The sequence below is a fragment of the Halomonas sp. ML-15 genome, from assembly GCF_014779595.1.
GTDB lineage: Bacteria > Pseudomonadota > Gammaproteobacteria > Pseudomonadales > Halomonadaceae > Franzmannia.
Window position 1 is genome coordinate 630,614 of record NZ_JACXZT010000019.1, and the last position, 18,396, is coordinate 649,009.

At 64.1% G+C, this 18,396-nt stretch carries 19 protein-coding genes; 14 read left to right on the top strand and 5 right to left on the bottom strand.

Features of this window, described 5'->3' with window-relative positions; translation table 11 throughout:
• Positions 1–8: 8 nt before the first annotated feature.
• Complete coding sequence (locus IEI94_RS14550; protein WP_191168004.1) at positions 9–638, bottom strand: TetR/AcrR family transcriptional regulator; 630 nt, start codon at positions 636–638, stop codon at positions 9–11.
• A 125-nt stretch (positions 639–763) separates the two neighbouring features.
• On the opposite strand from IEI94_RS14550, the gene IEI94_RS14555 reads away from it, so the two are divergent.
• The 5 genes from IEI94_RS14555 to IEI94_RS14575 are packed head-to-tail and all read left to right on the top strand — an operon-like array spanning position 764 to position 5,244.
• Positions 764–1,834: an extracellular solute-binding protein gene (locus IEI94_RS14555; RefSeq protein ID WP_191168005.1), complete on the top strand. Its 1,071-nt coding sequence runs from the start codon at positions 764–766 to the stop codon at positions 1,832–1,834.
• Positions 1,835–1,836: 2 nt separating this feature from the next.
• Positions 1,837–2,685 (top strand): ABC transporter permease, encoded by an 849-nt coding sequence (locus IEI94_RS14560; protein ID WP_191168006.1) that lies wholly within the window; start codon positions 1,837–1,839, stop codon positions 2,683–2,685.
• Between the two features lie 2 nt (positions 2,686–2,687).
• A complete protein-coding gene (locus IEI94_RS14565; RefSeq protein WP_191168007.1) occupies positions 2,688–3,458 on the top strand; it encodes an ABC transporter permease in 771 nt (256 codons plus the stop codon).
• Positions 3,455–4,510 (top strand): ABC transporter ATP-binding protein, encoded by a 1,056-nt coding sequence (locus IEI94_RS14570; protein ID WP_191168008.1) that lies wholly within the window; start codon positions 3,455–3,457, stop codon positions 4,508–4,510. The genes IEI94_RS14565 and IEI94_RS14570 overlap by 4 nt, the downstream gene beginning before the upstream one ends.
• The gene (locus IEI94_RS14575) at positions 4,507–5,244 is read left to right on the top strand and encodes an MBL fold metallo-hydrolase (protein ID WP_191168009.1); all 738 of its coding nucleotides are present in this window, start codon (positions 4,507–4,509) and stop codon (positions 5,242–5,244) included. Before IEI94_RS14570 ends, IEI94_RS14575 begins: the two co-directional genes overlap by 4 nt.
• 66 nt (positions 5,245–5,310) lie before the next feature.
• On the opposite strand, the gene IEI94_RS14580 is transcribed toward IEI94_RS14575, so the two are convergent.
• From IEI94_RS14580 to gpmI, 3 genes are all read right to left on the bottom strand, one after another.
• On the bottom strand, positions 5,311–6,597 hold the full coding sequence (locus IEI94_RS14580; RefSeq protein WP_191168010.1) for a S41 family peptidase: 1,287 nt from the start codon (positions 6,595–6,597) through the stop codon (positions 5,311–5,313).
• 110 nt (positions 6,598–6,707) lie between these two features.
• Complete coding sequence (locus IEI94_RS14585; RefSeq protein ID WP_224750153.1) at positions 6,708–7,862, bottom strand: murein hydrolase activator EnvC family protein; 1,155 nt, start codon at positions 7,860–7,862, stop codon at positions 6,708–6,710.
• An 8-nt stretch (positions 7,863–7,870) separates the two neighbouring features.
• Positions 7,871–9,436: a 2,3-bisphosphoglycerate-independent phosphoglycerate mutase gene (gene gpmI / locus IEI94_RS14590; RefSeq protein ID WP_191168012.1), complete on the bottom strand. Its 1,566-nt coding sequence runs from the start codon at positions 9,434–9,436 to the stop codon at positions 7,871–7,873.
• Positions 9,437–9,842: 406 nt separating this feature from the next.
• On the opposite strand from gpmI, the gene IEI94_RS14595 reads away from it, so the two are divergent.
• Genes IEI94_RS14595 through IEI94_RS14605 form a run of 3 tightly spaced genes read left to right on the top strand, consistent with a single transcriptional unit; the run spans position 9,843 to position 11,602 of the window.
• A complete protein-coding gene (locus IEI94_RS14595; protein ID WP_191168013.1) occupies positions 9,843–10,265 on the top strand; it encodes a rhodanese-like domain-containing protein in 423 nt (140 codons plus the stop codon).
• A 48-nt stretch (positions 10,266–10,313) separates the two neighbouring features.
• A complete protein-coding gene (secB, locus tag IEI94_RS14600; RefSeq protein WP_191168014.1) occupies positions 10,314–10,835 on the top strand; it encodes a protein-export chaperone SecB in 522 nt (173 codons plus the stop codon).
• A gap of 38 nt (positions 10,836–10,873) precedes the next feature.
• Positions 10,874–11,602 carry a 16S rRNA (uracil(1498)-N(3))-methyltransferase gene (locus IEI94_RS14605; RefSeq protein ID WP_191168015.1) on the top strand — a complete coding sequence of 243 codons (729 nt, stop codon included), beginning with the start codon at positions 10,874–10,876 and terminating at the stop codon, positions 11,600–11,602.
• A 10-nt stretch (positions 11,603–11,612) separates the two neighbouring features.
• Here the strand turns inward: IEI94_RS14605 and IEI94_RS14610 are convergent, their stop codons facing one another.
• A complete protein-coding gene (locus tag IEI94_RS14610; protein WP_191168016.1) occupies positions 11,613–12,347 on the bottom strand; it encodes a FadR/GntR family transcriptional regulator in 735 nt (244 codons plus the stop codon).
• A 223-nt stretch (positions 12,348–12,570) separates the two neighbouring features.
• Here IEI94_RS14610 and IEI94_RS14615 point away from each other — a divergent pair, with 223 nt between their 5' ends.
• The 6 genes from IEI94_RS14615 to araD1 form a co-directional block, all read left to right on the top strand.
• On the top strand, positions 12,571–13,551 hold the full coding sequence (locus tag IEI94_RS14615) for a TRAP transporter substrate-binding protein (RefSeq protein WP_191168017.1): 981 nt from the start codon (positions 12,571–12,573) through the stop codon (positions 13,549–13,551).
• A gap of 59 nt (positions 13,552–13,610) precedes the next feature.
• Positions 13,611–14,165 (top strand): TRAP transporter small permease, encoded by a 555-nt coding sequence (locus IEI94_RS14620; protein ID WP_191168018.1) that lies wholly within the window; start codon positions 13,611–13,613, stop codon positions 14,163–14,165.
• Complete coding sequence (locus IEI94_RS14625; RefSeq protein WP_191168019.1) at positions 14,162–15,442, top strand: TRAP transporter large permease; 1,281 nt, start codon at positions 14,162–14,164, stop codon at positions 15,440–15,442. The genes IEI94_RS14620 and IEI94_RS14625 overlap by 4 nt, the downstream gene beginning before the upstream one ends.
• Before the next feature lie 13 nt (positions 15,443–15,455).
• Positions 15,456–16,481 (top strand): 4-hydroxythreonine-4-phosphate dehydrogenase PdxA, encoded by a 1,026-nt coding sequence (locus IEI94_RS14630; protein WP_191168020.1) that lies wholly within the window; start codon positions 15,456–15,458, stop codon positions 16,479–16,481.
• A gap of 30 nt (positions 16,482–16,511) precedes the next feature.
• Positions 16,512–17,684 carry an L-rhamnonate dehydratase gene (locus IEI94_RS14635; protein WP_191168021.1) on the top strand — a complete coding sequence of 391 codons (1,173 nt, stop codon included), beginning with the start codon at positions 16,512–16,514 and terminating at the stop codon, positions 17,682–17,684.
• An 8-nt stretch (positions 17,685–17,692) separates the two neighbouring features.
• Positions 17,693–18,396, top strand: a 704-nt coding sequence (gene araD1, locus IEI94_RS14640) for an AraD1 family protein (protein WP_191169612.1), incomplete at its 3' end; no start/stop codon positions are given.

Below are 18,396 nucleotides of genomic sequence, written 5' to 3' on the forward strand. Positions count from 1 at the left end.
TGCAGCGGTTAGGCCGTGGCGTGAGCCGAGGTCCAGACCCGGGTCATGGCGTCGAGTTGACGCGACAGGCGCGCTTTAAGCGCCGCCAGGGTCATGGCATCGTCGCTGACGAACTCCACGAACATCATATTGAGGCTGTTGAACAGCAGATCGCCCAGCGCCTCGCTATCCAACCGGGCATCGACTTCCCCCTGGGCCTGGCCGCTGGCGAGCAGCGCCTGCACCTGGGCGCGCAGGCGCTCATCGAGTTGATGATAGAGCACCCCGTTGGGGGTCAGCGGCGCTTCGATGGAGAGCGCCATGGCGGCACGCCACATCTCCTTGCTGAGATAGTTGAGCGAGTGGTCGTAGTAGTGGCTGATCAGCGTCTGCATGGCTTGGCGTATATCCCGCGGCGGCTCGGCCAGCAACGCCTCGCCGGCGGCGAGCACCTCCCCCACCTCCATGGCGACAATGGCGATCAGGATATCGCCCTTGGTGGTGTAGTAGTTATAGACCGTGCCCACCGAGACCTCGGCGATCTCGGCGATGTCCTCGATACGCACATGGCGATAGCCGCTGCTGCGGAACAGCCGCGTGGCCGCTCCGAGAATGCGGCGCTTGCGGTCGGCTTTCTGGCGTGTACGGAGTCCCGTCAATCACCCTCTCCCAAGTGATGAGTAGCGTTTAAAAATATTATTGACGTTAAACTTGAACCTGTTCAATATTTTTTTGAGCCGACCGCACGTTGTCGGCCGCTGCCCATTCCCCGGGAGACAACAAGATGAACAAGACCCGTTTGACCCAGGCCGCTGGCCTGCCTGCCTGTGCCCTGCTCGGTCTGGCGGCACTCTCCGCCCAAGCCCAGGCCGATAGTCTCAATGCCCTGGTGTGGTGCGACCACACCGATGCCTCGCTGATCGAGCCCTTTGAGGAAGCTCACGGCGTCACCGTCAATCTGCGCGAGTATGAGGGCACCGGTGCCGCCTTCGCCATGCTCGAGCAGTCGCGCCCCGGCGACTGGGACGTGCTGGTCATCGATACCGTCGACGTGCCGCGGGCAGTGGAAGCGGGCCTGCTGGCCGCGCTGCCGGATGACGAACTGCCCACCGACGACTTCTTCCCCGAGGTGGTGATGGCCTCGAGCAACAGCGTCGATGGCACCACCTATGCGGTGACCGAGAAGTTCGGCTACAACACCCTCTCCTACAACGCCGACCGAGTCGATCCTGCCGACCTCGACGATCTGCTGGCGATCTGGTCCGGCGAGAGCGATGCGCGAATCGCCATCTACGACTACTACCTGCCGGTGATCGGCCTGGTGGCGGTGGGCCTGGGGCTGGAGACCTCGGACCTCACCGCCGATGACCTGCCGGCGATACGCGAAGAGCTGTTCAAGATGAAGGCGGCGTCGCGCTCGGTGGGCGAAGTAGTGGCGAGCCAGACCGCACTGGCCACCGGCGAGGCGGATATCATCGTCGGCGGCGGCGAATGGCTGACCGCGGTGCTGGCCGAGGAGCAGCCCGAGCTGACCTGGACGATTCCCGAGCAGGGCGCGGTGCGCTGGTCGCAGTCCATCGCCGTGCTCGAGGAGAGCCAGAACCGCGACCTGGCGCTGGAGTTCGTCAAGTATATCGTCAGTGCGGAAGGCCAGGCGGCGCTGGCCACCTCGTCGTGCTTCTGGGGTATGCCCGCCAACCAGCGTGCCGGCGAGCTGCTCAGCGACGAGCAGAAAGCAGTGCTGCGCTGGGACGAGCAGGATGACTACCTGTCGCGTACCCAGCTCTATCCGGCCCCCGATGCCCAGCTCGACGGCCAGATGCAGGATCTGTGGCTCGAGATGCTGCAGCACTGATCATGGCGATATCCAACACGCTACGCGGCTGGGGTTTCGTGACCCCGGCCCTGTTCTGGACGCTGGCCTTCTTCGTGGCGCCCTTCGCCATCATGCTGGCGATGAGCCTGGCGACCCTGGAGGGCCGCGAGCTGATCTGGGGCTTTGACCTCGCCAACTACCGGCGCCTGTTCGGCCAGTCGTTCCTGGCCGGCGCCATTGTCGTGTCGCTGCAGATCACCCTGACGGTGACGCTGATCTCGGTCCTGCTGGCCTATCCGCTGGCCTGGATCATCGCCTTTCGGGTGCCGCCGCGCTGGCAGCGGCTGGTACTGCTGCTGGCGATTCTGCCGTTCTGGACCTCCTATGTGGTGCGCTCCTACTCCTGGCTGCTGGTGCTGTCCCGGGAGGGCATCGTCAACAAGGCGCTGATGTCGCTGGGGGTGATCGCCGAGCCGCTGCAGATGGCGAGTACGCGTTTCGCCACCGTGACCGGCTTCGTGCACTTCTTCGTGATGCTGCTGACGCTGACCATCTTCGCCAACCTGGTGCAGCTATCGCCCAACTACCGACGCGCCGCCACCGACCTCGGCGCCAGTGGCTGGCAGGCGTTTCGTCACGTGATTCTGCCGCTGACCCTGCCGGGCATCATGGTGGGCGCCTTCCTGACCTTCGTGCTGTGCATCGGCGACTACATCACGCCGCAGATTCTCGGTGGCAACAATGAGCTGACGGTGCCCCAGGTGATCATGGTGCAGCTCGGGCGGCGCGGCGACTTCCCGCTGGCCGCGGCGCTCTCCATCGTGCTGATGGGGCTGGTGACCCTGGCCTACCTGGCCTGCGCGCGCTGGCTACGACTGGACAGGGTGTGAGCATGCGAACACTGCAATGGGGCTACCTGTTTCTGGCCTTCGCCTTTATCTATCTGCCGGTGGCGTCGCTGGTGCTGTTCTCGTTCAAGGATGGCAGCCTGCCGCTGCCGCCCTTCGAGGGGCCGACCCTGCGCTGGTACGGCGAGGTGCTCGGCGACCGGCGGCTGATGGCGGCGCTGGGGCATTCGCTGATGGTGGCGGTGGGCTCGTCGCTGACCGCTTGTGTGCTGGGCTTCCTGGCCGCCTACGGCCTGGCGCGCCACGTGCTGCCGGGGTCGCTGTGGCTGCGCGGGCTGTTGATTGCGCCGATGACGGTCAGCTATCTGATCGTCGGGCTGGGCCTGCTGATCGTCTTCAATCAGCTTGGCATCGGGCTGTCGCTGTGGGCGGCGGGCATCGGCCATGTGGTGATCAATCTGCCGCTCTGCTTTGCCATCATCTACGCCTCGATGGGTGCCCAGCAGCAGAACATCGAGCGCGCGGCCCGTGATCTTGGCGCCAACGAGGCCCGGGTGATTACCCAGGTCACCGTGCCGATGCTGGCACCGGCGATCCTGGCCGCCTTCTTCCTGGCCATGACGCTTAGCTGGGACGAGTTCGTGATCGCCTTCCTGCTCACCCGCTTCGAGGTGACCCTGCCGGTAGAGATCTGGAGTCTGCTGCGCTCAGGACTGTCATCCAAGACCAATGCCATCGGCAGCATCGTGTTCCTCGGCTCGGCCGCCATCGTGCTGCTACTCGAACTGTTCATTTTCGGAAGGCGCCGCTCATGACTGCACCCATTACCATCGAGTCGCTGTGCCACGACTTTCAGGACTTTCGCGCCCTGCACGATATCGACCTGGAGATCGCCGCGGGGGAGTACATCGTGCTGCTGGGCCCGTCGGGCTGCGGCAAGACCACCCTGCTGTCGATTCTGGGCGGCTTTATCGTGCCCACCCAGGGCGCGGTGAAGATCGCTGGCCGCGATATGACCGGGGTGGCGCCGGCCAAGCGGCCCACCACCACCATGTTTCAGGACTATGCGCTGTTTCCGCACATGACCTTGCGCGACAACGTCGCCTTCGGCCTACGTATGCGCGGTATGGCCCGGCACGAACGCCACGCACGCGCCGAGCGTCTGCTGGAACTCGTCGGACTGCCTGGCGATGCCGGCAAACGCCCCCATGAGCTGTCCGGCGGCCAGCGCCAGCGGGTGGCCCTGGCGCGGGCCTTGGCGGTGGAGCCGGATGTACTGCTGCTGGATGAGCCGCTGGGCGCGCTGGACCTCAAGCTGCGCCGTACCATGCAGGATGAACTCAAGAGCCTGCAGCGCGAGTTCGGCACCACCTTTATCCACGTCACCCACGATCAGGAGGAGGCGATGGCCATCGCCGACCGCATCGTGGTGATGAATCGCGGCCGGATCGAGGACCTGGGCCCGCCGGAGCGGGTCTATCAGCGGCCCGCCAGCCTGTTCGCCGCCAACTTCATGGGTGAGACCAACCGGATCCCGGCGACGCGCAGCGCACAGGGGCTGGAGACGCCGCTTGGGTCGCTGATCCCCGCTGAGACGCTCAGCGGCGACGGTCCCTTTACCGTCTGCCTGCGTCCCGAGCAGATCCGCAGCGGGACCGAGGGCTGGTCGCTGGGCAGCGCCCGCGTCGGCGATAGCGCCTTCTTCGGTACCCACTTCCGCTGCCACCTACACTGTGAGGATGAGGCCGAGACGACGCTGATCGCCCACCTGCCGCCGGAGGTGCAGCCGCAGCCTGGGCAGCGGCTGGCGCTATCGGTGGATCCGGCACGACTGAGCATCTTCGCTGACCAAGAGGTGTCGTTATGAGCCAGCGTGTGCGTCCCGAGGCGTGGTACACCACGCGCCGCGTGGGGGATGACGTTACGCATATCGAAGAGCCCTTTATCCAGGCCTTCTACCGCTGCAATATCTGGCATGTGCGCGGCCGCGACCGCGACATGCTGGTGGACAGCGGCATGGGCGTGGTGTCGCTGCGCGAGTGGGTGCCGCTGGTCACCGAACGCTCCTTGACCGCGGTGGCCAGCCACACCCACTTCGACCATATCGGCTGCCACCACGAATTCGAGGAGCGGGTGGTGCACCGCGCCGAGGCGGATATCCTCGCCAGCCCCGGGCGGCGCGCGACCCTGGCCGACCCCTACGTCAGCGAGGCGATCTTCGACCGGCTGCCGCCGTTTCCCTTTGCCGCCACCACCTACGCCGTCAAGGCGGCGCCCGCCACCCGGCTGGTAGAGGATGGCGACGTGATCGACCTCGGCGACCGGGTCTTCGAGGTGATCCATACCCCGGGGCACTCCCCCGGCGGCATCGCCCTGTGGGAGGCGCGCAGCGGGATCCTGTTCTCCGGCGATATCGTCTACGACGGGCCGCTGATCGAGGACACCTACCACGCCAACGCCGCCGACTATGAGCGCTCGATGCGGCGGCTATACGACCTGCCGGTAAGCGTGGTCCACGGCGGCCACTTCCCCAGTTACGGCCGTGAGCGCCACCGTCAGATCATCCGTGCCTGGCTGGAAGGCAAGGCGAGCAATGGCTGAAACACGTGGTGTCGTAAGCAAATCCGGGCTTGGCGGTTAACCGCCAAGCCCGGATCTCGTTATGGCTTAGCCCGCTGCAGAGCGGCGCTGGCCGACCACGTTGAGTGCCTTGAGCAGGTTAAGTGCCTCGTTGAGCTGGTAGTCGTCGCGCAGCCGTTCGCTGCCGGCGCTGCGTTCACGGGTCTCTTCCCGCGAGCGCAGGTGGCCCTCAAGGTCGGCTTCACGCAGTTGGCGGCTGCTCTCGGTGACTTCCAGGCGACCGCGTACTACCTCCACGTCGGGCACGATGCCCTGGGCCTGAATCGAGCGGCCGTTAGGCGTGTAGTAGAGCGCGGTGGTCAGCTTGAGGCCGTCACCGTTGCCCAGCGGCATGACCTGCTGCACCGAGCCCTTGCCGAAGCTCTCGGTGCCCATTACCACGCCGCGGCGCTGATCCTGCAGCGCGCCGGCGACGATCTCCGCCGCCGAGGCGCTGCCGCCGTTGATCAGTACCACCAGCGGCACGTCCGGGGCGGCGGTGTCGCGGTTGGCGGAGAAGCTCAGCTCGCTGTCGGCCAGGCGGCCCTCGGTGTAGACGATCAGCCCGCTGTCGAGGAAGACGTCGGAGACCGCTACTGCCGCCTGCAGCACGCCGCCGGGGTTGTTGCGCAGGTCGAGTACCAGGCCGTCGAGGGGCGCGTCGGCTTCCATGCGTGCCAGTGCCTGGCGGACCTGCTCGCCGGTGCGGTTCTGGAACTGGCTGACCCGCAGATAGCCGTAGCCGGGCTCGAGCAGCTCGCTGCGCACGCTCTCGCTGCGGATCACCTCGCGGGTCAGGGTGAACTCCCGCGGACTATCTTCGCCGCGCCGCTGGATGGTGATCTCGAGCTCGGTGCCGGCCTCGCCGCGCATCAGGTTGACCGCCTCCTGTAGTGACATGCGGTCGGTGGACTGCCCCTCGACGCGAATGATCAGGTCGCGGGACTGCAGGCCGGCGCGGGACGCAGGGGTGTCATCGATGGGGGTGATCACCGTCAGCTGGCCATCTTCCATGCCGACTTCGATGCCGATACCGCCAAACTCACCCTGGGTCGATTCGCGCAAGCTGCGAAACTCTTCCTGGTCAAGGTAGGCGGAGTGCGGATCGAGCTCGCTGAGCATGCCGCGCATGGCGTTGCGCAGCAGGGTGCTGTCATCGACCTCGTCGACGTAGGCGCGTTTGATGCGCTCGAAGATCTCGGCGAAGGTCTGGACGTCCTCGATCGGCAGCTCGTTGCCCGGCGTGCTGTTGGCCGCCGTGGCGTGCAGGGGCATCGCCAGCAGCGCCAGCGAGGCGGCCAGGGCGATCAGGGGTTTGAAAGCAGTGTCGAGCATGATGACTCCGATCCGCAGGTAAGAGACGGCACCAGCGCACGCCGATGGAGATGACCAGCATAGCCGCTGGGCCGTCGGTGAATCCACAGTGGCCTTATGACCACATTTCCTCAGCGTTGTGCGATCCAGCCCTGAGGATCGATCGGTTCGCCGTTGCGGCGCACCTCGAAGTAGAGTGCGGCCCGGCCATGGCCGCCGCTGTTGCCTACCGCACCGAGCTCATCGCCGCGCGATACGGCGCTGCCGACCTCGGCGGTGAAGTGCTGCAGATGGGCGTGCAACGTCATGACCTGGTCGCCGTGATCGACGATCAGCAGATTGCCGAAACCGCGCATCCAGTCGGCGAAGACCACGCGGCCGCTGTGCACGGCATGAACCGGTGTGCCCTCGCTGGCCTGGATCAGCATGCCGTTGCGGCTGATGCCGTCGCCTCGGCCGAAACTCGAGGTCACCGAGCCCTGTACCGGCCAGGGTAGATCGCCCTGGGTTTCGGCGATGGCGGTGGAGGGCGGCGGCTCCGAGAGGCGCGCCATCTCCTCGCGGACCTGCTGCAGCACCCGTTCGGCGTCGTCGCGATCGCGGTCGAGGCGGTCCAGGCGCTGCTGTTCGCTGGTATAGCGAGCGTCGAGCGAGGCCACCAGCGCCTCGCGCTCCTGCACTTGCTCGGCCAGCGCTGCGCTGCGCTCGGCCAGCTCGTCGCCCAGGGCGGTAAGCTCGGCGTCGCGGGCATCCAGCGACGCCTGGTTATCGGCGAGGTGCTCTTCGAGGGCGGCGATGGCGTCGAGACGTTCGTTGCGCGCCCGGCTCAGGTGGTTGAGGTAGGTCTGGAGGCGGTCGAGGCGTGCCGGGTCGTCCTGATTGAGCAGCAGCTTGAGCTGTGGGGTGTGGCCTAGTCGATAGAGCGCCTCGAGCTGAGTGGCCAGCGCGTCGAGCTGGGCGTCCCGCTCGGCTTCGAGGATGCCGCGCTGGCGCTCGAGTTCGTCGATCTCATCGGCGACCTCTCGGCGCTCGGCTTGAAGCGCGTCGAGACGCCGGTGGGTCTCGGCCAGCGCGGTCTCGACCTCGCGCAGCTCGCGGTCGGCGTCATCGCGGTCCTCGCGGGTCGCCGTGAGGCGCTGTGACACGGCCTGGATCTCGCTGCCGATGGCGTCGAGGCGCTCCTGGGCGCGGCGTTCGCTACCTTCGCTGGCGTGGCTGGCGGGTGCCAGGCTGAGCAGCAGCCCGGCGAACAGTGCCGCCAGGCCATACAGGGCGCTGCGCCGCATGCTATGCCTCATGCATTGTCGATCAGCACGCGCCCGGTCATCTCCTCGGGAACCGCCTGGCCCATCATCGCCAGCAGCGTCGGCGCCAGGTCGCACAGGCTGCCGTCGTCCTGCAGGGTGACGGCGCGTGAACCGACATACACCAGCGGCACCTCAAAGGTGGTATGCGCGGTGTGCGGGTTGCCGGTCTCAGGGTCGACCATCTGCTCAGCGTTGCCATGGTCGGCGGTGACCAGACAGGCGCCGCCGGCGCGCTGGATCGCCTCGACCACCCGGCCGAGACAGATGTCGACCGTCTCGATGGCCTTGACCGCTGCGTTGAAGTCGCCGGTGTGGCCGACCATGTCGCCGTTGGCGTAGTTGCAGATGATCAGGTCATGGGCGCCGGACTCGATGGCGGCCACCAGCTTGTCGGTGAGCTCATAGGCGCTCATCTCGGGCTTCTCGTCATAGGTCTTCACGTCCCGCGGCGACGGCACCAGGATACGGGTCTCGCCGGGATACTCGCTCTCCTGGCCGCCGGAGAAGAAGAAGGTCACGTGGGGGTACTTCTCTGTCTCGGCGATGCGTAGCTGGGTCAGGCCGCGGGCGGCAACCACCTCGCCCAGGGTATTGGTCAACGCCACGGGCGGAAAGGCGGCGGGCGCCGGGATGTCGGCGGCGTACTGGGTCAGCATCACCAGGCCATCGCCGGCGAGCTGTGGTCGGGTGCGTCGCGTGAAGCCGTCGAACCCCTCCTCGACGAAGGCGCGGGTCAGCTCGCGGGCGCGGTCGGCGCGGAAGTTCATGAAGATCGCGGCGTCGCCGTCTTCGGTGACCACCGGGAGGTTGTTGGGACGAATGCTGGTAGCGCTGACGAACTCGTCGGTTTCGTTACGCTGGTAGGCGTCGCGTAGCGCCACCTCGGCACTCACGCTGTCGAATTCGCCGACGCCTTCGGTGATCAGCCGATAGGCTTTCTCGACACGATCCCAGCGGTTATCGCGGTCCATGGCATAGTAGCGACCGATCACCGAGGCGATAAAGCCATGGTCGGCGCCGACCAGTTCGGAGAGCCGTTCGTTGACACGCTCGATGGAGGCCAGCGCGCTCTTGGGCGGCATGTCGCGGCCGTCGAGGAAGGCGTGCACGTAGATGCGCTGGGCGCCGCGCCGTGCGGCCAGCTCGGCCATGGCGATAATATGGTCTTCATGGCTGTGCACGCCGCCCGGCGACAGCAGGCCGAGCAGGTGTACGGCGCGCTGGGCCTCCACGGCGTCGTCGATGGGCCGGGTCAGGGCGGCATGGTGGTCGAGATCGCCGTCCTCGATGGCCTTGGTGATGCGCGTGAAGTCCTGATAGACGATGCGCCCGGCGCCGAGGTTCATATGGCCGACCTCGGAGTTGCCCATCTGGCCCTCGGGCAGGCCGACGTACTTGCCGTCGGTGTGGATCAGGCTGCTGGGGCAGTCGCGCTGCAGGCGGTCCATCACCGGGGTATCCGCGGCGGCGACGGCGTTGGCCTCGAGGGCCTCGTTATGGCCGTAGCCATCGAGGATGATCAGCGCGACGGGGCGCGGTGTAGCATCAGACATGCAGTTGGCCTCATTGATAAGGGTCGTGGCCCGGTGGCGATATGGCGTCCCGGGGTCGCGACTCACGGCTCCTTGGGGCATCATATCGCACAGCCGCGTCGGGCGTCAGCCTGGCGGCAGGGCTAATACTGGAAGCGGTCTCGCTCGGACTGATCCGTCGACAGGCCTGCGAGGAGGCGCTGTAAACCATCCCTGGGCGCTACCGATGCCATCCATGGCATCGACACCTCCTCTTCGGCCTGTCCCCGGCGTCCTTCGCTTGGGTGCAACCGCGACCGCCCTGAGCGGTGCCGTTAGCTGCTAAAGCTCTGGTGCCGGCGCCGCCCTGCGCAGACGTTATCTTGCAGCTTGTGTATACTGGGCGCCGCTCGGCGCTACCGTTACCCAACAAGAGTTATCCGGACCCATGATCGACCAGCTCTTTGAATTCGTGCAGAACCACCCGCTGCTGGTGGGGGCGTTCCTGTTGGTACTGACCGCCTGGATCGCCTATGAAGTAAGAGGCAGCAGCAAGAGCGGTGTCTCGGCCAGCGAGGCGACCCAGTTGATCAACCGCGAAGACGCCGTGGTGGTCGATATCCGCGAGGCCAACGAGTTCAAGGCCGGGCATATTGCCGGGGCGCGCAACATCCCCCAGAGCAAGCTCGACAATCGCCTCAGCGAATTGGAAAAGTCGAAGAATAAGCCGATCATCGTGGCCTGCAAGCACGGCCAGTCATCCGGCGCCGCCCAGGCCAAGCTGGAGAAGGCCGGCTTCGAGCGCGCCTTCAAGCTCAAGGGCGGCATGACCCAGTGGCAGGCCGATGGCATGCCGGTGGTCAAGAAGTAAGCTGCGCTACTCACATTTCACACGCAACAGACGTCAAGGACCCTTCTCATGGCGGAAGACAACAATCAACCTGCGGCCAGCAACGCCCAAGGCGCTGCCGCTGCCGGCGATCAGGAAAAGCCCCAGCTGAAATTCTCTCTGCAGCGTATCTACGTCAAGGATATCTCCTTCGAGTCGCCCAATGCGCCGGCTGTGTTTCAGCAGCCGTTCAAGCCCAAGGTGGGCCTCGATCTCAACACCTCGAGCAGCCAGGTCAGCGAAGACCTGTATGAGGTGGTGGTCAAGGTCACCGCCGAGGTCAAGCATAGCGAGACCGGCAACACTTCGTTCCTGGCCGAGATCGAGCAGGCGGGCCTGTTCCGCATTGCCGGTATCGAAGGGCAGCAGCTCGAGCACACCCTGGGCGCCTTCTGCCCCAATGTGCTGTTCCCTTACGCCCGCGAGTGCATCGATAACCTGGTCAACCGCGGTGGCTTCCCGCCGCTGATGCTGGCGCCGGTCAACTTCGAGGCGATCTACGCCCAGAAGAAGAAGCGCGAGGCCCAGCAGGCCAGCGAAACCACGCAGTAAGGGCCCATGCACCTGCTCGTGACTCGCGGAGCGGCTCGATGAGCGGCCCGCGCATCCACGTCGCCGCCGACTTCACCGTCGGCGGCGACGTCGTTCTGCCCGAAGGCCCGGCGCGCCACGTCGGCCGGGTGCTGCGCATGCGCCCCGGCGAGTGGCTGGCGCTGTTCGACGGGCGTGGACAGGAGGCCGAGGCGGTGCTGGTCGAGGTGGAGCGCAAACGGGTGGTGGCGCGCATCGAGGCCATCGCTCCCGGGCGCGGCGAGTCGCCGCTGGCGGTGCATCTGGGCCAGGCGATCTCCAAGGGCGACCGCATGGACTACGCCATTCAGAAGTCCGTCGAGCTGGGGGTGGCCGCGATAACGCCGCTGTATACCGAGCACGGCGACGTGCGCCTCAAGGGCGAGCGCGAAGCCAAGAAGCTCGCCCACTGGCAGGCGGTGGCGGTGAGCGCCTGCGAGCAGTGCGGCCGCGCCAGCGTGCCGCCGGTGCACCCGCCCCAGCCGCTCGGCGACTGGCTGGCGGCCCGCGACGAGGCGCTGCGCCTGGTGCTGCATCCGGCTACCGACGGCGCCTTTGCCGACACTCGCGCTGCAACCCGCGCGGCACTGCTGATCGGCCCTGAAGGTGGCCTCTCGGCGGCCGAGGTCGACGCCGCCCTGCAGGCGGATTTCTCCCCTCTCACCCTCGGGCCGCGTATTCTGCGCACCGAGACCGCCCCGGTGGTGGCGCTGACGCTGCTGCAGTATCGCTTCGGGGGGCTCGCCTGAACTAGGCCTGTTAGCTGCAAGCGAGCTTGTCCTTGGTGGTGCGGTAGACGCTGTCCAGGTGCGCGAGCATGGCGCGCTCCGCAGCATCGGGGTCGCTGCGGCGCAAGGCGTCGACGATATGTACGTGCTCCCGGTAACTGCGCTCGACAGCACCCTCCTCGACCATTACCTGGCGGCGAATATTGAGGCCGTAATCGTATAGCTCCCCGGCGTAACGCACGAGAAGGGCGTTGTGGGCGTACTCCGAGATCAGTTTGTGGAAGCTCTGATCCGAGAGCTGGAAGTACACCGGTGAGTCGAACAGCTTGCTTTGAGCGTCGAGCATCCGCTCCAGCTTCTGAATCCCCTCGGCGTCGATTCTAATCGCCGCACGCCGGGCGATAGCGGCCTCGACCACGATACGGCTCTCGAATACGCAGTCCACGTCGTAGTGCTCGATCTCGCTTGTCTTGGCGACCCCCTCGTGAGTTTCCCCGAAGCGTATAAGCGCACGCTCGTCGGCACTGATGCGGGTCTTGCTGCCGTGCGAGACGCTGATCAGGCCATAAGCCGTCAACTGAGCAAGCGCGCCGCGTACGGTTTCCCTGCTGACCTCGAAAAGCTGGGCGAGCTCGCGCTCGCTGGGCAGTACATCGCCCTCGCGCAGCAACCCCGTCAACATCATATCGACCAGCTTCTCGGCCAGAATGTCCTTCTTGGTCTTATTCTTGAGCGCCTTCTCGAAGGCGAATGCTGGATTGTCCATTAACGTCGTCTCTTGCTAACTGGTCTATATGCTAGACCAAAACGGGGGCGGTTTTCCATAAACCATCACTGACTAGACAAAAGTCTAAATTTTGATCAGGCGGCTTGACGCTTGGGTGCTAGTGAATCTAGATTGCTTTTCAACTGGTCTGGTAAGCCAACCAGCAGACCAGATAAGCGAAACCACCGATATCACGCCAATCGACAATAAGAAGGAACACGCCATGCTCAAACATCTCCTCGGCGCAAGCGCCCTGACGCTTGCCGTCGTCGCAACCCAGGTTCAGGCAGATAAAGACAAGATCGTCTTTGCCATCGGTGGCTCACCCCAGAGCCTACAAGGGCAGACTGCCCAGGAATTCACCCGCCGCCTCCAGGAGCGGCTGGGAGACGATGTCCAGATCGACTACTACGACAGCGGCCAGTTGGGAGATGAACGCCAGCTGATTCAGCGTCTACGCATGGGAACCGTGGATCTTGCCGCGATTTCCTCGATCATGTCGTCTGTCTCACCGGACTTTGCTCTCTTCGATCTGCCCTATCTGGTCAAGGACCGCGATCATCTCAAGCGCATCGATGATGAGATCGTCATGACAGAACTAGCGGAGAGTGCCGAACAGCGGGGGCTGAAAATCGTCTCTACCTGGGAAAATGGCTTCCGCCATATCACCAACAGTCGCCGAGCCATTACCACTCCAGATGACCTTGATGGTCTAAGGATTCGCACGCCACAGAGTGACTGGCGTACCCGGATGTTCTCCACATGGGGGGCTAACCCCACACCGATGGCGTTCTCGGAAGTCTTCGTTGGCCTGCAAACCGGTGTTATCGATGGCCAGGAAAATCCGCTCAGCAATATCTACGGTGCGCGGCTGCATGAAGTACAGAAGTATCTGTCGCTCTCCAATCACGTCTATACCCCTATCTGGCTGACCGCCGGACAAGGTGGATGGAACCAATTCTCGGACGAAGTTCGCGAAGCGATCAGTGAGGCGGCAGCCGAAACCCAGGCGTGGGCATTTGCCCGGGGCGCCGAGCTCGACGAGGAACTGCTCGAGACCATGCGTGAAGCAGGCGTTGAGATCAACGACATTGATCGCGATGCGTTCATTGATGCTAGCACTCCCGTATATGAGGTGTTCGCGGAGCAGGTCGATGGTGGCCAAGCGCTGGTGGATCGGGCCATGGCGCTGAGCGACGACTAATCCTTGACTCATCCGGGCGCCCCACGGGCGCCCTCCTTCTTCCGCAAGAGAGCAACACCATGGTCCTGATTGACCGCATACGCTATCTGCTGGAAAAGCTGTTGGAAGTGTTCACCGTTTTTCTGCTGTTAGCCCTTACCTCCATCGTTCTCGCTGCCGTCGCGTTTCGCACCTTTGGTAGTTCGATCGCCTGGTATGACGAGGTCGCTTCCATCGGGTTGGCCTGGTTGACCTTTTATGGCGCCAACCTGGCAGCGCTCAAGCGTGCGCATATGGGATTCCCTGGCATCGTCAGTAGTGCACCTCCTGCGCTGCGCATGGCTCTGTTCATCATTAGCGAAGTTATCGTCATCGGCTTCTTCGCAGTAATTGCCTACTACGGCTACCAGGTGCTCGAGATACTGGCCTGGGACCGCCTGGTGTCGCTACCCAGCATCAGCCTGACCGTTACCCAGTCGGCAATACCCATCAGTGCGGCACTGTTTATTGTCTGCGAATGCCTGACGCTACCCGAGGCTTGGAAGAAGATGCGTGCCGGCGTCGACAGCGAGCATGAGGCTATCGAGGAGGCGATTCGCCTGGCCGAGGAAGATCTCAAGGAGAACCGTTCATGATTCTGCTGATCGTTATCGCCGCGCTGTTTGCCTTGGTGCTGATCAATGTACCCATTGCCGTTGCGATCGGCGTGGTGGGTGTCGTTGGTGTCTATATCAATATGGGGCCGCAGTATCTGCTCAATGTGCCGCTGACGCTGTTCAACGGCGCGACCAACTTCCCGCTGATCGCCATTCCGTTGTTCATCTTTGCCGGAGCGCTGATGAACACTTCGGGTATTTCCACACGTTTGATCAACCTGGTCACGGCGCTGGTCGGCTTCGTGCGCGGCGGCCTGGCGATGGTCAATGTCGGGGTGTCGATGTTCTTCGCCGAGATATCCGGTTCCGCCGTCGCCGATGTGGCGGCTACCGGCTCGGTGCTGATCCCTGAGATGAAGCGCAAGAAGTACAATCCAGAGTTCTCCGCCGCCATCACCTCATCCTCGGCCTCGCTGGCGGTGATCATCCCCCCCTCGCTGTCGATGATCCTGTATGGCGCTATCGCCGAAGTCTCCATCGTTCAGCTTTTCGTGGCGGGAATCATCCCAGGCATCCTGGGTGGCTTCGGGCTCGCCTGCTTCTGTTACTACTATGCGGTGAAGTATGACCTGCCGCGGGAAGAGGCGTTCTCGCTGGCCCGGTTGGGCAAGGCGTTCAAGGAGGCCGCCTGGGCGCTGCTGCTGCCGGTGATCATTCTGGGCGGGATCTTCGGCGGTTTCGTCACCGCCACCGAAGGCGCCGGTATCGCGGTGCTCGCCGCCCTCATCATTGGCGGGCTGATCTACCGCGAGTTCAACTGGAAGATGCTCTATCGAGCGGTCAACGAGGGCGTTATCCAGACCGCCGTGGTGATGCTGCTGGTCGCCACGTCCGCGGTGCTGGGACTGTTCCTGACCGAGATGCAGTTACCCCAGCAGCTGGCGCGGCAGATCACCATGCTGACCGAGAACCCCATCGCGGTATTGGCACTGCTCAATATTCTGTTATTGCTGCTCGGTATGTTCCTGCACGGTGCTGCGGCGATCATCCTGGTGGTCCCCATCGTGATGCCATTGGTGCATCAGATCGGTATCGACCCCATTCACTTTGGCCTGATTCTCACCCTCAACCTGGCCATCGGTCAGCAGACGCCGCCGGTTGCCTCGGTGCTGGCGACGGCCTGCTCTATCGCCAAGACCGATATGTGGAATACCACTCGGGTCAATATGCCGATGATCGGGGTGCTATTCATCGTCTTGCTGCTGGTGACCTATATCCCGGCGATCCCTCTTTACCTCGTTGACCTCTTCTACTGAGCAGGAGCGACCCATGAACGATTCACGCCCCGTCATTGCCGTCATTCTCGGCGACCCGGCCGGCATCGGCCCAGAACTGGTGACTAGATTATTTAATGAAGACGATCTCTTCGGCGACGTCCACACCGTGCTTCTCGGCGATCGCTGGCTGTGGCAGGAGGGGCAGCGGGTGGCTGGCATCAGCCATCAGTTGCCCGAGGTGGGTACCTTCGGGGAGGCGCGCCAGCACCACGGCCCAGTGTTCCTGCCGATGGATACGCTTTCCGAGGGAGAGGTCGGCTACGCGGAGGAGACCGCCGCTGGTGGCGCCTCGGTGCTGGCGCTGTTGACGTGCTGTATGGATGCAGCACTCGCGGGAGAAGTGGATGCCATCTGTTTTGCGCCGCTCAACAAGTTTTCGATGAAAAAAGGCGGGCTCAAGTACGAAGACGAGCTGCACTTCTTCGCCGATTACCTTGGTGTTGACGGTTACTTCTGCGAGTTCAATACCTTGGGCAATCTCTGGACGGCGCGCATCTCCTCGCATATCCCGCTCAAGGAGGCTGCCGACTACGTTACCGAGGAGCGCATCGTCGCTGCCAGTCGGTTGATCTACGACTCCCTGCAACTTGCCGGCAATACCGCGCCGCGGGTCGCCGTGGCGGCCTTCAATCCACATGCCGGCGAGGGCGGTACCTGCGGCCGCGAGGAGATCGAGGTGATCGCGCCCGCCGTCGAGACGTGTCGCGCCCAAGGCTATCCGGTCAGTGGTCCGTTTCCTGCCGACACGCTGTTTATCAAGGCCCGCGATGGCGAGTTCGACGCGGTAGTCACCATGTACCACGACCAGGGGCAGATCGCCATCAAGCTGCTGGGGTTCATGGAAGGCGTCACCGTGCAGGGTGGTCTACCGATCCCCATCGCCACGCCCGCCCACGGCACGGCATTCGACATCGCCGGGCAGGGCAAGGCCAATGTCGGCCCGATGCGCAATGCGTTCGTCATTGCCAGCCGCATGGGCAGGAACCTCCGCCAACAGCGTCTTGCCACTCACGCTTGAGCGTTATCCTCTCGAGATAGGAAAAGCATAATGAAAATTACCCGTGTCCGTACCCGCGTATTCGAATGGAAGGGCCATACCGTGCCGGCCCAGCCGCACTTCTGCTCCAACGCCATGGATGAGCTCTGGGACCGTGGCGACTCGATGGGCACTTTCCGTTTCCACGGCTGGACCACTGTCGAAGTCGAGACCGATAGCGGTATTGTCGGCCTTGGTAACGTCGCCTTGGCACCGCGTATCGCCAAGGCGATCATCGACCAGTATCTGGCACCGCTGGTGATCGGGCAGGACCCCTTCGACTACGAATACCTGTGGCAACGCATGTACCGCTCGACCCACGCCTGGGGGCGCAAGGGTATTGGCATGGCGGCGATCTCCGGTGTCGACATCGCCATCTGGGATCTCATGGGCAAGGCGGTGGGTAAGCCGGTGTTCAAGCTGCTCGGTGGTCGTACCAAGGAGAAGATTCCCTGCTATGCCTCCAAGCTCTATCGGACCGACCTCAAGAGCATGCAGGAGGAGGCCCAGTCCTATCTCGACCAGGGCTTTCAGGCGATGAAGATGCGCTTTGGCTATGGCCCCAAGGATGGCCCCGCCGGGATGCGTGAGAATCTCAACAGCGTGGCGGCAGTGCGCGAGGTGATCGGCGACGATATCGACCTGATGCTCGAGTGCTACATGGGCTGGAATCTCGAGTACGCCAAACGCATGCTGCCCAAGCTGGAACGCTTTGAGCCGCGCTGGCTCGAGGAGCCGGTGCTGGCCGACGACATCGATGGCTACGCCGAGCTCAATCGGCTCACCAGCATCCCGATCTCCGGCGGCGAGCATGAGTTCACCTCTTACGGCTTCCGTCAGTTACTGGAGAAGCGAGCGGTCTCGGTCATCCAGTACGACACCAATCGGGTCGGAGGCATCACCGCCGCGCACAAGATCAACGCCATCGCCGAGTCGTTCAGCGTGCCGGTGATCCCTCACGCTGGTCAAATGCACAACTATCACCTGACCATGTCGACGCTGGCCTCGCCGATGTCGGAGTTCTTCCCGGTCCACGACGTCGAGATCGGCAATGAGCTGTTCTATTACCTGTTCGAGGGCGATCCCGAGCCGGTCAATGGCTTCCTCGATCTTGATGACGACACGCCGGGCCTGGGCCTGACGCTCAACGAAAAATATTTCGACCAATTTCACATCATCGAGTGAGGCATAGCATGCGCTTGATCCAATACCTCGATCAGGACCGGCTGCGGGTGGCTATGGTGGAGAGCAGCGACAGCGTTCGCCCCATCACTGTGGACGGCGGCACCTACGCCCTGGCGCATATCGCCATCGACTCCGGCCAGCTGCTCAGTCAGGTCGTCGAGGCGCGCCTCGACGATACGCTGATCGACTACCAGCCGCTGGTCGACGAGCGGCGTCTGCTGCCGCCGCTGACTCACCCCGACCCGGCCCACTGCCTGGTCACCGGCACCGGTCTGACCCACTTGGGCAGTGCCGATACCCGCTCGGCGATGCATGCCCAGTCCCAGGTCAGCGAAGCTGAACTCACCGACTCCATGCGCATGTTCAAACTCGGCGTGGAGGGCGGCAAGCCCGCGGCCGGTGAAACCGGCGCCCAGCCGGAGTGGTTCTACAAGGGCGACGGCGACTGTATCGTGGCCCCCGAGGCCGCCCTCCCGGTGCCCACCTTCGCCGAAGATGCTGGCGAGGAGCCGGAGCTCGCCGGGCTCTACCTGGTGGGCGCCGACGGCACCCCGTGGCGGGTCGGCTACGCTCTGGGCAACGAGTTCTCCGACCATATCACCGAGCGCTTCAACTACCTGTGGCTGGCCCACTCCAAGCTGCGCGCCTGCAGCGTCGGGCCGGAGCTGCTGATCGGTGAGCTGCCGGCGCATCTGGAGGGCGTCAGCCGCGT